The following is a 14362-nucleotide window of genomic DNA, read 5'->3' as shown; positions in this document are numbered from 1 at the left end:
ACGGCTGATGGACGGGCAGGGCTACAGCTTCCCGCTTCCCGCCGCAACCCCGGCGTGTCCCGAAGATGAGGGCTTCGGCCGAGTAGATTGACGCAAATACGGACTACAGTGTCCGTATGACTCGTATTCGCGTTTCCGAAGCCGCGCGGTTCCTCGGCGTCAGCGACGACACTGTCCGGCGCTGGACCGAGAATGGCAGCCTTACGCCGCTCAAGGATGAGTCGGGCCGGCTCGCGGTCGACGGTCTGGAGCTCGCGACCCTCGCCCGGGAGCAGGCGAAACTTCCGGATGACCCGGCCCGGGCCGGGAGCTCGGCCCGGAACCGTTTTGTCGGGCTGGTCACCGCCATCACCGCGGACACCGTCATGGCCCAGGTGGAACTGCAGTGCGGGCCGTTCCGGGTTGTCTCCCTGATGAGCAGCGAGGCAGTCCGCGAACTGGGGCTTGAACTCGGCTCGGTGGCCACCGCCGTCGTCAAGGCCACGACGGTGATCATCGAAAGCCCGCACGGAAGGGCCTTGATATGAGACGGCACGGCAAGGCAGCCGCGCTCCTGCTGGCGGTGGCCCTGGCAGCCGGGGCCGCCGGCTGTGCCGCCCCCGACGGCGGGAGCGGGGCCGGCAAAACCCTGACGGTGTTCGCCGCGGCGTCGCTGAAGGCGCCGTTCACGGCGTTGGCCCGGGAGTTTGAGGCCAGCCACCCCGGGACCAGGGTCGCGCTCAGCTTCGCAGGGTCCGCCGACCTCGCCACCCAGCTCAGCCAGGGCGCCCCGGCGGATGTCTTCGCCTCTGCGGACCGGAAGAATATGGCCAAAGTCGCGGACGCCGCCCTGGTGGAGGGTGCTCCCAGCGACTTCGCCAGCAACGTCCTGACCATCGCCGTCCCGCCGGCCAACCCCGCGAACATCGGCTCCTTCGCCGATCTCGCCAGGCCGGGGACCAGGCTGGTGGTCTGCGCGGCCCAGGTCCCCTGCGGTGCGGCCGCCGCGACGATTGCGGGCCGGGCCGGCGTGGCGCTGAAGCCGGTCAGCGAGGAATCCGCCGTCACGGATGTGCTGGGCAAAGTCACTTCCGGGGAGGCCGACGCCGGGCTCGTCTACGTCACCGACGTCAAGGCCGCCGGAGACAAGGTCAAGGGGATCGCCTTCCCCGAGTCCGCTTATGCCGTCAACAAATATCCGATTGCCGGGGTGAGCGCGAGCAGGAACAAGGAGCTCGCGGCAGCCTTCGTCGCCCTGGTCACCGGATCCGAGGGGCAGAAGATCCTCGCCGACGCGGGCTTCGGCCGCCCGTGACGCGGCACGGCTACAGCGGCATTCCGCGCTGGGTGCTGGGTATCGCCGCCGCCGGGGCCCTGTTTATCCTGCTGCCGCTCGCGGCCATGGTGGCCCGGGTCAAGTGGGCACAGTTCATCCCGCTCCTGACCTCGGACGCCTCGCTCACCGCCCTGGGACTGAGCCTGCGGACGGCCGCGGCGAGCACCGCGCTCTGTGTGCTCCTCGGGGTCCCGCTGGCCCTGGTGCTGGCCCGCGCTGACTTCCCGGGCCAGCGGCTGCTGCGCTCCTTCGTGCTGCTGCCGCTGGTGCTGCCCCCGGTGGTGGGCGGCATCGCCCTGCTTTATACCTTCGGCCGGCAGGGGCTGCTGGGCCGGAGCCTCGAGGTCGCCGGGATCCAGGTCGCGTTCTCGACGACGGCGGTGGTGCTCGCCCAGGCCTTCGTGGCGTTGCCGTTCCTCGTGGTCAGCCTCGAGGGTGCCCTCCGCTCCGCGGGAAGCCGGTACGAAGCCGTGGCCGCCACTCTCGGCGCCCGCCCCACCACCGTGCTGCGCCGTGTCACCCTGCCGCTGGTGCTGCCCGGCCTCGCGTCCGGAGCGGTCCTCTCCTTCGCCCGCAGCCTCGGCGAATTCGGCGCCACCCTCACTTTCGCCGGCAGTCTCCAGGGCGTCACCCGCACCCTGCCGCTGGAGATCTACCTGCAGCGCGAAACTGACGCCGACGCCGCCGTCGCACTCTCGCTGCTGCTCGTCGCGGTGGCGGTCATCGTCGTCGGGCTGAGCTACCGCGGCCCCTCGCCCGCCGGGCGCCCGGCGGCCAGCGCTGCGCCCAGCCCTGCGGCGGCGGGGCGGGAGCGGCCATGACGTTCACGTTCGACGCCGCCGTCGCTGCCCGCGGCTTTGATGTCTCGCTGGCCCTCGGGGAAGCGGAGACCGTGGCGGTGCTTGGGCCGAACGGGGCCGGCAAGTCCACCCTGCTCTCCGTGGTGGCCGGCCTGCTCCGCCCCGATACCGGCCGGGCGGAGGTGGACGGACGGGTCCTCTTCGAGCTCGGGCCCGGGCAGAGCACCTGGACCCCGCCGCACCGCCGCGGCACCGCCCTGCTGGCCCAGGAACCGCTGCTGTTCCCGCACCTGAGCGCGCTCGAAAACGTCGCGTTCGGTCCCCGGAGCGCCGGTGTTCCACGGGCCCAGGCGAGGGAAGCAGCCAGGGGCTGGCTGGTGGAGGTCGACGCCTCGGATCTTGCCGGCCGTCGGCCCGCGGAACTCTCCGGGGGCCAGGCCCAGCGGGTGGCGGTGGCCCGGGCGCTGGCCGCCGACCCGGGGCTGCTGCTGCTGGACGAGCCGATGGCTGCCCTCGACGTCCACGCCGCGCCGCTGCTGCGGCGCCTGCTGAAACGGGTCCTGGCCCGGCGCCGGGCCATCATCGTTACGCACGATGTGCTGGACGCCTACATGCTCGCCGATCGGGTGATCGTGCTGGAGGGGGGCCGGATCACCGAGGACGGCCCCACCCGGGACGTGCTGCAGCGGCCCCGCAGCCGCTTCGCCGCAGGGCTGGCCGGGTTGAACCTCGTGGCCGGGACTGTCACCCGGACGGGGCTCCGGACCGCCGCGGGCCAGGACTTCGCCGGCAGGCACGAGGATCCGCCGGTTCCCGGCCAGAGCGGCGTGGCGGCCTTCCCGCCGTCGGCCGTCTCCGTCTTCCTCGACGAAGCGCACGGCAGCCCGCGCAACTCCTTCCCGGTCACCGTCACCGACCTGGAACCCCACGGTGACCAGATCCGCGTCCGGGCCGGTGAGCTGTCCGCGGACGTCACCCCCGCCGCGTCGGCCGATCTTGGCCTGGCACCGGGGGTGCGGGCCTACTTTGTGGTCAAGGCGGCCGCGGTGTCGATCTACCCGGCCTAGGGTGGAAAGAGGCTTGCCCCGCAACCAGGAGGAATCACGTGCAGCACAACTCAGCCCCGGCCCATGGACGCACCGCTCTGGTGGTCGGAGCCAGCGGCATCGCCGGCTCCGCCCTCGTCGCCCTCCTTGCGGAAACAGGCTGGGACGTCCTGGCCCTGTCCCGCGGCGGCGTTGCCCGACCCGGTGTGCGGCCCGTCAGTGCGGACCTCACCTCTCCGGAGAGCCTCGCAGCCGCGCTCGCCGGAGAAAACCCGACCCACGTGTTCTTCACAGCGTGGTCGCGGCAGGACACGGAACGCGAAAACATCGACGTCAACGCCGCGCTGCTGCGGAACCTGCTCAACGCACTGCAGGACAGCCCGGTGAAGCATGTGGCCCTGATGACCGGGCTGAAGCACTATCTGGGCCCGTTCGAGGCTTATGCCGCGGGGGAGATGCCGGACACGCCCTTCCATGAGGAGGAGCCCCGGCTCCCGGTGCCCAACTTCTACTACGCCCAGGAAGACGAACTGTGGGCCGCAGCGGCACGCCAGGGATTCAGCTGGTCGGTTCACCGCGCCCACACGGTGATTGGCCACGCGGTAGGCAACGCCATGAACATGGGGCTCACCCTCGCGGTGCAGGCGTCGATCTGCAAGGAACTGAACCGGCCGTTCATCTTCCCCGGCTCCGAAACGCAATGGAACAGCCTCACCGACATGACCGCCAGCGGACTGCTGGCAGAACACATGGTCTGGGCAGCCACGGCGGAGTCAGCGGGCGACCAGGCCTACAACATTGTCAATGGCGACGTCTTCCGCTGGCGATGGATGTGGCCGCGCCTGGCCGCCTACTTCGGCGTAGAGGGCGTCGGTTTCGAGAAAGAGCCCCGGCCGCTCGAAGAGCAAATGCGGGGCATGGAAGGGGTGTGGGCGGACATGGCCTCCGGGCACGGGCTCGTCGAGCTGGACCTCGCGCGGGTTTCCTCGTGGTGGCACACCGACGGCGATCTGGGACGAAACATCGAGGTGCTGGCCGACATGAGCAGGAGCCGCCTCGCGGGTTTCACCGGGTACCGCCGGACCTTGGACTCGTTCACGGGGCTGTTCGACCGGCTCCGGGCGGACCGGCTGATCCCCTGACACGCGGCCGTGCGCAGTGGTCCGAAGGCTACCCGGGTTGAGTGCTTTGGTCCTTGGCTTTGCTGGCCTTGTTGCGGACCGGGTGCTGGCTGACGATCGAGACCCGGTTGAAGGCGTTCATCGTAATGGCGAGCCAACTGATGGCGGAAAATTCGTCGTCGCTGAGGTGTTTGCGCGCCAGGCGGCCCTCGTGCTCGCGGGCGGCGGCGTCCGCGATGTTGGTGATCGCCTCGGCCAGGGTCAGGGCGGCACGTTCCTTCTCGGTAAAAAGGTCCGTGTCACGCCAAGCCGGGAGCACCGCCAGCCGCTGGGCCGATTCGCCGTTCTTGACTGCGTCCCCCACGTGCAGGTCCAGGCAGAAGGCGCAGCCGTTGATCTGCGAGATGCGCACATTCAGCAGCTCGATCAGGGTCTCGTCCAGGCCTGCCTCGGTGGCGGATTCCTTGACTTTGAGGCCCAAGCCATTGAGGGCTCGCCATGCCGCAGGGTGCTCTTTGTCCAGGAAAACGCTGCGCCGGCCGTGCTCGGGGGTCGAAGTCTCACTCATGCGTCCCAGCGTACAGAGGTCCGGCCAGCCCCGCCCGCGCGGCGTGTGACAAAGTTGTCAAACGTGTGACAGACTTTCTGCGTAGCCATTATTCGATCCGGTGGTCGGTTCCTTGGGGGAGCCGACCGCCGGATCGCTTCTTTGTGACGGGCATGCCCATCCCTCGGCCTCGCAACCGGGCATGCCCAACCCTCGGGCAGCCATCCCGGGGACATGCCCATTGCTCGGCTCGAAGGATGGACATGGCGGGGTTATGTCCCTGGGCCGGGGGCGGGGACGGACATGTCCATGCCAAGGCCCGAGTGCGGACGAATCAATCTCCGGCTGGCCTTGCCCGGAGACGGACATGCCCATTCCCGGGTTTCAGGGACGGACATGTCCAACCGCGCGTGTCAGGGACGGGCGTGCCCAACCGCGCGTGTCAGCGACGGGCATGTCCGGTGGCGCGGGCCAGCCGCGCCCCCGCCGCCACCAGGGCTTCGGCGTCGCTGGCCACGATGACGTCCGCGAAGTTGTCCGCAAAGTCACCCAGGTCATCATGGACTGAGCCGACGACGGCGTATACCGGCGTCGTGCCGCTCCGAGCCAGGACGGCGGCGATAATCTTGCCCTGGCTGGTCTGGGAGTCCAGCCGGCCTTCGCCCACCACCACCGCGGAGCTGGCAGCGGCCTGCGCATCGAAGCCGAGCAGGTCCAGGACGAGGTCCGCGCCGGACACCAGCCGGGCGCCGTACTTCGCCCACATGCCGCCGGAGAACCCGCCGGCGGCCCCGGTGCGCTCCACCGGGCGCGGGTCACGGCCCAACTCGCGGGCAAACCCTTCCGCCAGGTCTTCGAGCCGCCGCGTGAGTGTCTCCACCGTGGCCGGGCCGGCGCCCTTCTGCGGGCCGAAGACCCGGGCGGCGTCGCCGAAGCGGGTGGTCACGTCGCTGAGCACCACCACCTCGGCGCCGTGTAGCCCGCCGCGCTCCTCGATGGCGGCGATGGCGCCGGCCCCGCCGTCGGTCGTGGCGGAGCCGCCGGCGGCCACCAGCAGGCGCCGCGCCCCGAGCCGGACGGCCTCCGCCATCATCACCCCGGTGCCGTAGGTGCTGGCCTGCACGGGGTCCCGGTCGCCGGAGGCGGGCAGGTTCAGCCCGCTGGCAAAGGCGAGTTCGATGACGGCGCTGCCGTCCGGCGTCAGCGCGACTGCGGTCTCGACGTCGTCGCCCCAGGGGCCCACGGTGCGGACCCGGACCGGACGGGCATCGAGTCCCCGGACCAGCACCTCGAAGGTCCCCTCGCCGCCGTCGGCCACGGGCAGTTCGACTGCAGCCGCGCCGGCAGCGCGGATCCCGGCGGCGATGTGGGCGCTGACCTGCGCGGCCGCGAAAGTTCCCTTGAAGCTGTCGGGGGCAACGAGGATGCTCACGGGCCTAGAATCCCACCTTGTCGCGGCCCTTGAGCTGCAGCATTTCGCGGGCCTCGTCCGGGGTGGCGATCTCGAAGTTGAGCGCCTCCAGGATGGTGCGGATCCGGGTGACCTGCTGGGCGTTGGACGTGGCCAGCTGGCCCGGGCCGATCCAGAGCGAGTCCTCCAGGCCCACCCGGACGTGCGAGCCCATGGCCGCGCCGATCGTGGCCAGCGGCATCTGGTTCTTGCCCGCGCCCAGGATGGACCACTCGTAGTCGTCGCCCAGCAGCCGGTCCGCGGTGCGGCGCATGTGCATCAGGTCTTCCGGGTGCGCCCCGATCCCGCCGAGCAGGCCGAAGACGGACTGAACGAACAGCGGGCCGCGGGCCAGGCCGCGGGCGTGGAAGTGGGCCAGGTTGTTCAGGTGGGAGATGTCGTAGCACTCGAATTCGAACCGGGTGCCGTTTTCGTTGCCGATGCCGAGAATGGTTTCGATGTCCTGGAAGGTGTTCTTGAAGACCAGGTCCCGGCTCTTCTCAAGGCCCTCGCGCTCCCACTCGTGGCCGAACTCCGTGAACCGGTCCAGCATCGGGTAGAGGCCGAAGTTCATCGACCCCATGTTCAGCGAGGCAAGCTCGGGCTTGAAGAGGGCGGCCGGCTGCATCCGCTCCTCTACGGTCATGTGCGGGGAGCCGCCGGTGGTGATGTTGATGACGGCGTCGGTGTTGCGCTTGAGCTTGTCCAGGATCGGGGCGAAGTGCTCGGGGTCCTGGGAGGGCCGGCCGTCCTTGGGGTCGCGGGCGTGCATGTGAACAATCGCGGCGCCGGCCTCGGCGGCGCCGATCGCGGCGTCGGCGATCTCATCCGGCGACACCGGCAGGTGCGGGGACATCGACGGGGTGTGGATGGCGCCGGTGACGGCGCTGGTGATGATGACTTTGCGTGCAGCAGCCATGGGGGTTGCTCCTTCGGGGCTCAGTAAAGCTTTTCGGTGTTGCCGTCGACGGCGAGGGCCTGGCCGTTGACGTTGCGGGCGAGGTCGCTCGCGGCGAAGGCGGCCATGTTCGCGATGTCCTCGGCCTCAATCAGCCGGCCCAGGGAGGACTGGTTGTGGTAAAGCTCGGAGACCTGCTCCGCCGGGAGGTCCAGCATCTGCGCCTTGGCGGCGATGACGGCGTCGATCCGGGGACCGTTGACGGCACCGGGGCAGATCGCGTTGACCCGGATCCGGTCCGGACCCAACTCGATCGCAAGGGTCTTGGTCAGCCCGACGACGGCCCACTTGGACGCCGAGTAGGCGCTGCGTCCGGCCATGCCGAGCCGGCCGGCCGCGGAGGAGAGGTTCACGATCGAGGCGCCGGTGCCCTGCCGGAGCAGGGGCAGTGCGTGCTTGATGCAGTAGAACTGGCCGTGGATGTTGACGTCGAAGGTGGCCTTCCAGGCGGCGGCGTCGAGGGTTTCGAGCGGGCCGGTGGGCCCGGCGATGCCGGCGTTGTTGACCAGCACGTCCAGCCCTCCCAGTTCCTCGGCCACGGTGGCCATGAGGGCGCGCACCTGGGCTTCGTCGGAGACGTCGCTGACCGCGGCGGCGAGGCCGTTGACGCGGGCCTTCTCGACGGCGTCGGGGTCAATGTCGGTGACGAAGACGGCGGCGCCGAGTTGCTGGAACTTCTGGGCGATGGCCAGGCCGATGCCGTTGGCGCCGGCGGTGACCAGGACGCGTTTTGCGGTGAAATCCATGGGGTAGTCCTTGCGGTGGTGGTTCGGGGGTCCGCTCCGCCGGCGCGCGGGGCGCCGGCGGAGCCGCAACGGTGGTGCGTTCGGTGGAAGCCTTAGTGGGCGGCGGGCACGGCGTCGGGCTTCTCGGTGCCGCGCTTGAGCATCAGGGACAGCAGCGCGCCGATGATGCACATGCCCACGATGAACCACAGTCCGGAGAGCTTGGAGCCGGTGGCGTCCTGCATAAAGCCCATGACGTACGGGCCGAGGAAGCCGCCGAGCAGGCCGATGGTGTTGACCAGGGCGATGCCGCCGGCCAGGGAGGCTCCGCTGAGGCGGGTGGCCGGGTAGGTGAAGAGGATCGGCTGCAGGGCGAAGAAGTTGAACGCGGCGAGGCAGAAGCCGATCATGCCGAGCACCGGGCCGCCGACGGCGCCGAGCGCGAAGCCTGCGACGATGCCGATCATGGTGCCGGTGACCAGGACCCGGGAGCGCCTTCCGTCGGTGGCGAAGCGGGGCACCAGCAGCGCGCCGGCTGCGGAGAAGATCCACGGGATGGAGGTCAGCAGGCCGATCTGGAGCGGGTTGAGCTTGCCGTAGGTGCCGATGATCGAGGGCAGGAAGTAGGACAGGGCGTAGACGGCGATCTGGTGGGTGAAGTAGACGCCCACCACCAGGAGGATCTGCTTGTCCTTGAGCGCGTCGCGCAGGCGGTGGTTGCCGGAGGCCTCGGCGCCCGCCTTCTCTTCGGCGGCGATCCGGCCTTCAAGGTCGGCGGCTTCCTCGGGGCTGAGGAACTTGGCCTGGCTGGGCCGGTCCGGGAGCTTCTTCCAGACGACGTAGGCGAGGATGCAGGCGGGGAGGCCTTCGACCAGGAACATCCACTGCCAGCCGTGCAGGCCGGCGAGGCCGTCCAGGGTCAGCAGCAGGCCGCCCAGCGGGGCGCCGACGATGTTGGCGATCGAGACGCCCAGCAGGAACATGCCGTTGGCCTTGGCGCGGTCTTTGACCACGAACCACTGGGTGAGGAAGTACATCACGCCGGGGAAGAGCCCGGCCTCGGCGACGCCCAGCAGCATCCGCATGATGTAGAAGGACCACTCGCCCTGGACGAAGGCCATGCCCGCGGAAATGAGGCCCCAGGTGATCATGATCCGCATGATCCAGAAGCGGGCGCCGACCTTGTGCAGGATCAGGTTCGACGGGATTTCGGAGAGGGCGTAGGTCAGGAAGAACAGGCCGGCGCCGATGCCGAAGGCGGTGGCGGAAATGCCGAGGTCGATCTGCAGGCGGTCCTTGGCCATACCGATATTGGTGCGGTCCAGGAACGCCATGATGTAGGCGCCGATCAGCAGCGGCATGACTCGGCGGAGGATCACGCCGTTAATTTCCTGCGGTGTGCGCATCTTCGTTGGTGCGGATACAACTGACATGGGTCTTCGTCCTTGAATTGGGGTCAGGATTGATGGTCAGGGTGGACAGCGGGCAGCGCGGTGGAAGCCCTGGATGGAGCGGGTGTGTGCGGGGTTTTCGGTCGGTGCGGGTTTTAGGGGGTGGCCGGGGAGCAGCCGCAGGTGCGGCCGATGTGGAGGCGGTGCCGGCACACCCGCGAGGTGTAACTGCCGGACGGGGTTTCGATGCGTCTGAGCAGCATGGCGAAGGCCTCGTCGGCCATTTCCTGCTGCGGCTGGACAATGCTGGTCAGGTTGATCAGCCCGGAGCGGCTGTGCGGCAGCCCGTCGCAACCGGCCACGGCCACGTCCTCCGGGATCCGCAGGCCGCGGGCCAGGGCGTATTCCATGACGCCGATGGCGAGCTCGTCGCTGCCGCAGACCACTGCCTGCGGCGGTGTGCCGGAGGCGAAGATCCGCTCCGCGGCGAGCCGGCCGCCTTCGTTGTTGACCCGGGTGCTGATCTTGCGGTCACCGGTGATGACGACGCCCGCGGCGGCCGCCGTCCGCACGAAGGCCTGTTCCCGGGCCAGCGAAGCGGTGGAGAAGCGGGGGCCGATCACGGTGGCGATCTCGGTGTAGCCGTGGCCAAGCATGTGCTGCATCAGCAGGGTCGCCGCGGCGTCGTCGTCGATCCCGACAAAATCGGAGTCGAGGAAGTCGGCCCGGCGGGACAGGCAGACGTAGGGGATCCGGGCTGCCCTCAGGGTGCGGAGGGCGCGGGCGTCGTCCCGGAGCGAGGCGGCGAGGATGACGCCGTCGACGTTGCGGTTCGCGAGCGTTGCGGTGACCTGGGCGAGGATCTCCGGGTCGTCCTGGGTGGTGGCGACAAAGACCTCGTAGCCCGAGTCGGCGGCCGCCGAAATAACGCCCTGGGCCCAGCGCGGAAACATCGGGTTGATGATGTTGGGCAGGATCAGGCCGATCACGCGGGTGCGCTGCAGATCGGTGGACTGGGAGGACTTACGGGGCCTGAAGCCCAGCTCGTTCGCCACGTGGATGATGTGGCGCCGGGTCTCGGGGGAGACGCCGCCCTTACCGTTGAGGACATAGGACACCGCGGCGGAGGAAACCCCTGCGGCGCGGGCCACGGCGGCGGCGGATACCGGTGCAACCGGGCCGTCTGCGGCAACGGTGGTGGCTTGTTCCGGCATGCTGACCCTCCTTCGCGTCGGTTCCTGTCGCTGTGACCTCAGTTACAGTACTGAGGGCCTTCAACGTTAAGCAACGTTAAGCGATGCCGGGTGGGGCGCATGGTTTCGGCGCCCGCGCAGACGGGCATGCCCATCCTTGGATTCGGGTTGGGTGTGGTTTGGCGGGGGCTTGGATGCCGTGGGCGGGGCGGAGTCGGGGCCGGGTGCGCCGATTTCCGGCCCTGGCCCCGATGGACATGCCCATCCTTGGCCGCGGCCACTGGACATATACGGACTATGTCCACTCGTGGGGCCGACGGATGGGCATGCCCGGCGGGGTGGTGCTGGGCCGGCGAGCATGTCCAGCGGCCCGCGCCCAGGATGGACATGCCCGGTGGGGTGGTGCTGGGCCGGCGAGCATGTCCAGCGCCCCGCGCCCAGGATGGGCATGCCCGTCAGTGCATGTCCGTCAGCCCGTCAGTGCATGTCCGCCAGCCCGGGAGCGCGCCGCATCCCCCGGGGGACTGTGGCACTAGACAGCAGTTTCGCCGTGGGCAAACATGGAGCCAAAGGGGCCGAATCCAAAGTTGAGCGGTCTAGACTCAACTTTGACGATAGTCTCATCCCGGAAGGAGCTCTCTTTGGACGCCAAATTCACCACCAAGAGCCAGGAGGCTCTTTCGGCAGCCGCCATGAACGCCTCGACGGCCGGAAACCCGCAGCTGGAACCGGCGCATCTGCTCAAGGCGCTGATGGACCAACGCGAGGGGGTCGCCGTCGCGCTGCTCCGTGCCACCGGTACGGACCCCGACGCCGTCAGCGTCCAGGCGAGCTCGGCGATCAAGGCGCTGCCCTCCACCTCAGGCAGTTCCGTGCAGCAGGCCCAGCTGTCCCGGGCGGCGATGAACGCCATCAAGAACGCCCAGAACGAGGCAGAGCGCCTGGGCGACACCTTCGTCTCGACCGAGCATTTGCTGCTGGGCCTCGCGTCAGGCAACGACTACGTCGGCCGGCTGCTCCGGGATGCCGGCGCCTCCCACGAGGCGCTGCTCGCGGCCCTGCCGGGTGTGCGCGGCGACCGTAAGGTGGACAACGCGGACCCCGAAAACACCTTCCAGGCGCTGGAGAAATTCGGCACCGACCTGACCGCGATCGCGCGCTCGGGCAAGCTGGATCCGGTGATCGGACGCGACGCCGAGATCCGCCGGATTGTCCAGGTCCTGAGCCGCCGCACGAAGAACAACCCGGTGATCATCGGCGAGCCCGGCGTCGGCAAGACCGCCGTCGTCGAAGGCCTGGCCCAGCGGATCGTGGCCGGCGACGTCCCGGAGAGCCTGCGCGGGAAGACCCTGATCGCCCTGGATCTCGCCTCGATGGTGGCCGGCGCCAAATACCGCGGCGAATTCGAGGAACGGCTCAAGGCCGTGCTCGAGGAGATCAAGAGCTCCGAGGGCCAGATCGTCACCTTCATCGACGAAATCCACACCGTGGTGGGCGCGGGCGCCTCCGGGGACAGCTCGATGGACGCCGGCAACATGCTCAAGCCCATGCTGGCCCGCGGCGAGCTCCGGCTGATCGGCGCCACCACACTGGACGAATACCGCGAGAACATCGAAAAGGACCCGGCCCTGGAACGCCGCTTCCAGCAGGTCTTTGTCGGAGAGCCAAGCGTGGACGACACCATCGGCATCCTGCGCGGCCTCAAGGAACGCTACGAGGCGCACCACAAGGTCGCCATTGCCGACTCCGCCCTCGTGGCCGCCGCCGCGCTGTCCAACCGCTACATCACCGGCCGGCAGCTGCCCGACAAGGCGATCGACCTCGTGGACGAAGCCGCCTCCCGCCTCCGCATGGAGATCGACTCCGCCCCGGAGGAAATCGACCAGCTGCGGCGCCAGGTGGACCGGCTCACCATGGAGGAGCTTGCGCTGGCGGGCGAGACCGACGCCGCTTCGGTGGAGCGGCTCGCCGCCCTGCGCGCCGACATGGCCGACAAGAAGGAGGAGCTGGCGGGGCTCAACGCCCGCTGGGAAGCGGAAAAGGCCGGCCTGAACCACGTCGGCGACCTCAAGGCCAAGCTGGACGAACTGCGGTCCGCCGCGGACAAAGCGCAGCGCGAGGGCGACCTGGAGACGGCGTCGCGGGTGCTGTACGGCGAGATCCCGGCCCTGGAGCGTGAACTGAACGCGGCCGCCGAGGCGGAATCGGCCCGGGTGGCCGGCGGCGGGGCCAAGCAGGACCTGATGGTGGCCGACGAGGTCACCGCGGACGACATCGCCGAGGTGATCTCCGCCTGGACCGGCATCCCCGCCGGGCGGATGCTGCAGGGCGAGAGCCAGAAGCTGCTGGAGATGGAGCATGTCCTGGGGGAGCGGCTAATCGGCCAGAAAAAGGCCGTCACCGCGGTCTCCGATGCCGTGCGCCGCGCCCGCGCCGGCATCAGCGACCCCAACCGGCCCACCGGCTCCTTCCTGTTCCTCGGCCCCACCGGCGTCGGCAAGACCGAGCTCGCGAAGTCCCTGGCCGACTTCCTCTTCGACGACGAGCGCGCGATGGTCCGGATCGACATGTCCGAGTACTCGGAGAAGCATTCCGTGGCCCGGCTTGTCGGGGCACCCCCCGGCTACGTCGGCTACGAGGAAGGCGGCCAGCTGACCGAGGCCGTCCGCCGCCGGCCGTACTCGGTGCTGCTGCTCGATGAAGTGGAAAAAGCCCACCCCGAGGTCTTCGATATCCTCCTGCAGGTGCTCGACGACGGCCGCCTCACCGACGGCCAGGGCCGCACCGTGGACTTCCGCAACGTGATCCTGGTCCTGACCTCCAACCTGGGCAGCCAGTTCCTCGTGGACCCCAACCTCGACGCGGCCGCCAAGCGGGACGCGGTCATGGCCACGGTGCACGCCTCCTTCAAGCCCGAGTTCCTGAACCGGCTCGACGAAGTGGTGCTCTTTGACCCGCTAAGCGTCGAAGAACTCGCCGAGATCGTGGAGCTGCAGGTCAAGGAGCTCGGCGAACGGCTCAAGGGCCGCCGGCTCAACCTGGAGGTCACGGAGGGTGCCCGCGCCTGGCTGGCCGTCACGGGCTACGACCCCGCCTACGGGGCCCGGCCGCTGCGCCGCCTGGTGCAGCGGGAGATCGGCGACCGGCTGGCCAAGTCCATCCTGGCCGGCGAGATCGCCGACGGGGACACCGTGCTGGTGGATACCGCCCCCGACCTGATGGAGCTCACCATGGGCGGCCCGGACGTGTCCGCCCGGCCCGACGGCGGGGCCTCCACCGGCAGCGGCCTCTCGGTGCGCCGCAAGGAGTAAGGGCCGCCGGCCCGCCGGCAGGGGCCGCCATGCGCGTTGTGCGGCTGGCGGCCCTTTTGCCGGCTGCTGTTAGGCGGCCGTCAGCCGAGGCAAAGGCAGAACGGATGGCCGGCCGGGTCCAGGAAGACCCGGAAGGTTGTCCCCGGCTGATGCCCGTGCTTCCTCGCGCCCAGCTCAAGCGCCGCGGCCTCGGCGGCATCGAGGTCATCAACCACGAAGTCAAGGTGCATCTGCTGCGGGACATCCTGGCCGGGCCACTGCGGCGGCGTGTAGGACTCGACCCTCTGGAAACTCAGCGAATCACCGTAGTCGGCACGGATGGAGCACCAGCCGTCGTCGTCCTGCTCCACCTTCCAATCCAGCAGGGCGCCGTAGAACTCGGCCAGGGACTTGGGATCAGGGCAGTCCAGTACAACGACCGGGAAGCGTGCGATAGCCATGGCGACACTCTAGGACCATTTCCGGCGGACCGCATTCGGATCGCACCGGAAATCACCGGAAATGC

General features: G+C 69.4%; 13 protein-coding genes. 6 read left to right on the top strand and 7 right to left on the bottom strand.

Annotated features, from left to right (window positions below):
* Window positions 1-116: 116 nt before the first annotated feature.
* Genes FFF93_RS15325 through FFF93_RS15305 form a run of 5 tightly spaced genes read left to right on the top strand, consistent with a single transcriptional unit; the run spans window position 117 to window position 4303 of the window.
* Window positions 117-527 carry a molybdopterin-binding protein gene (locus FFF93_RS15325; RefSeq protein WP_138768157.1) on the top strand — a complete coding sequence of 137 codons (411 nt, stop codon included), beginning with the start codon at window positions 117-119 and terminating at the stop codon, window positions 525-527.
* Window positions 524-1294 carry a molybdate ABC transporter substrate-binding protein gene (modA, locus tag FFF93_RS15320; protein ID WP_138768158.1) on the top strand — a complete coding sequence of 257 codons (771 nt, stop codon included), beginning with the start codon at window positions 524-526 and terminating at the stop codon, window positions 1292-1294. Before FFF93_RS15325 ends, modA begins: the two co-directional genes overlap by 4 nt.
* A complete protein-coding gene (locus FFF93_RS15315; protein ID WP_138768159.1) occupies window positions 1291-2136 on the top strand; it encodes an ABC transporter permease in 846 nt (281 codons plus the stop codon). The genes modA and FFF93_RS15315 overlap by 4 nt, the downstream gene beginning before the upstream one ends.
* Window positions 2133-3182: a sulfate/molybdate ABC transporter ATP-binding protein gene (locus FFF93_RS15310; protein ID WP_138768160.1), complete on the top strand. Its 1050-nt coding sequence runs from the start codon at window positions 2133-2135 to the stop codon at window positions 3180-3182. The genes FFF93_RS15315 and FFF93_RS15310 overlap by 4 nt, the downstream gene beginning before the upstream one ends.
* A 38-nt stretch (window positions 3183-3220) precedes the next feature.
* Window positions 3221-4303, top strand: coding sequence for an SDR family oxidoreductase (locus FFF93_RS15305; RefSeq protein WP_138768161.1), 1083 nt, complete (start codon window positions 3221-3223; stop codon window positions 4301-4303).
* Between the two features lie 28 nt (window positions 4304-4331).
* Here FFF93_RS15305 and FFF93_RS15300 read toward each other — a convergent pair whose 3' ends face one another.
* The 6 genes from FFF93_RS15300 to FFF93_RS15275 form a co-directional block, all read right to left on the bottom strand.
* Window positions 4332-4850, bottom strand: a complete 519-nt coding sequence (locus tag FFF93_RS15300) for a carboxymuconolactone decarboxylase family protein (protein ID WP_138768162.1) — start codon at window positions 4848-4850, stop codon at window positions 4332-4334.
* A 421-nt stretch (window positions 4851-5271) separates the two neighbouring features.
* Entirely contained in the window at window positions 5272-6261 is a 990-nt protein-coding gene (locus FFF93_RS15295; RefSeq protein WP_138768163.1) for a glycerate kinase, read from the bottom strand.
* A 4-nt stretch (window positions 6262-6265) separates the two neighbouring features.
* A complete protein-coding gene (locus FFF93_RS15290) occupies window positions 6266-7198 on the bottom strand; it encodes a 3-keto-5-aminohexanoate cleavage protein (RefSeq protein ID WP_138768164.1) in 933 nt (310 codons plus the stop codon).
* Between the two features lie 20 nt (window positions 7199-7218).
* Window positions 7219-7983: an SDR family oxidoreductase gene (locus FFF93_RS15285; RefSeq protein ID WP_138768165.1), complete on the bottom strand. Its 765-nt coding sequence runs from the start codon at window positions 7981-7983 to the stop codon at window positions 7219-7221.
* Window positions 7984-8075: 92 nt separating this feature from the next.
* Window positions 8076-9395 carry an MFS transporter gene (locus FFF93_RS15280; protein WP_261375185.1) on the bottom strand — a complete coding sequence of 440 codons (1320 nt, stop codon included), beginning with the start codon at window positions 9393-9395 and terminating at the stop codon, window positions 8076-8078.
* A 113-nt stretch (window positions 9396-9508) separates the two neighbouring features.
* The gene (locus FFF93_RS15275; protein WP_138768166.1) at window positions 9509-10567 is read right to left on the bottom strand and encodes a LacI family DNA-binding transcriptional regulator; all 1059 of its coding nucleotides are present in this window, start codon (window positions 10565-10567) and stop codon (window positions 9509-9511) included.
* A gap of 620 nt (window positions 10568-11187) precedes the next feature.
* On the opposite strand from FFF93_RS15275, the gene clpB reads away from it, so the two are divergent.
* Window positions 11188-13857 (top strand): ATP-dependent chaperone ClpB, encoded by a 2670-nt coding sequence (clpB, locus tag FFF93_RS15270; protein ID WP_138768167.1) that lies wholly within the window; start codon window positions 11188-11190, stop codon window positions 13855-13857.
* Window positions 13858-13937: 80 nt separating this feature from the next.
* On the opposite strand, the gene FFF93_RS15265 is transcribed toward clpB, so the two are convergent.
* Window positions 13938-14297, bottom strand: coding sequence for a VOC family protein (locus tag FFF93_RS15265; RefSeq protein ID WP_138768168.1), 360 nt, complete (start codon window positions 14295-14297; stop codon window positions 13938-13940).
* Between the last annotated feature and the right edge of the window lie 65 nt (window positions 14298-14362).

Origin of the sequence: Arthrobacter sp. KBS0702 (assembly GCF_005937985.2) — a bacterium.
In the GTDB taxonomy this organism is placed as follows: domain Bacteria; phylum Actinomycetota; class Actinomycetes; order Actinomycetales; family Micrococcaceae; genus Arthrobacter.
The sequence above is the reverse complement of the archived record's forward strand: the minus strand, read 5'-3'. Positions and strand labels throughout refer to the sequence as shown.

Bases quoted from the DNA above. Each gene is read 5' to 3' on its own strand.
- FFF93_RS15325 (WP_138768157.1), top strand. From the start codon at position 117: ATGACTCGTATTCGCGTTTCCGAAGCCGCGCGGTTCCTCGGCGTCAGC.
- modA (WP_138768158.1), top strand. From the start codon at position 524: ATGAGACGGCACGGCAAGGCAGCCGCGCTCCTGCTGGCGGTGGCCCTG.
- FFF93_RS15310 (WP_138768160.1), top strand. From the start codon at position 2,133: ATGACGTTCACGTTCGACGCCGCCGTCGCTGCCCGCGGCTTTGATGTC.
- FFF93_RS15300 (WP_138768162.1), bottom strand. From the start codon at position 4,850: ATGAGTGAGACTTCGACCCCCGAGCACGGCCGGCGCAGCGTTTTCCTG.
- FFF93_RS15290 (WP_138768164.1), bottom strand. From the start codon at position 7,198: ATGGCTGCTGCACGCAAAGTCATCATCACCAGCGCCGTCACCGGCGCC.
- FFF93_RS15285 (WP_138768165.1), bottom strand. From the start codon at position 7,983: ATGGATTTCACCGCAAAACGCGTCCTGGTCACCGCCGGCGCCAACGGC.
- FFF93_RS15280 (WP_261375185.1), bottom strand. From the start codon at position 9,395: ATGTCAGTTGTATCCGCACCAACGAAGATGCGCACACCGCAGGAAATT.
- FFF93_RS15275 (WP_138768166.1), bottom strand. From the start codon at position 10,567: ATGCCGGAACAAGCCACCACCGTTGCCGCAGACGGCCCGGTTGCACCG.
- FFF93_RS15265 (WP_138768168.1), bottom strand. From the start codon at position 14,297: ATGGCTATCGCACGCTTCCCGGTCGTTGTACTGGACTGCCCTGATCCC.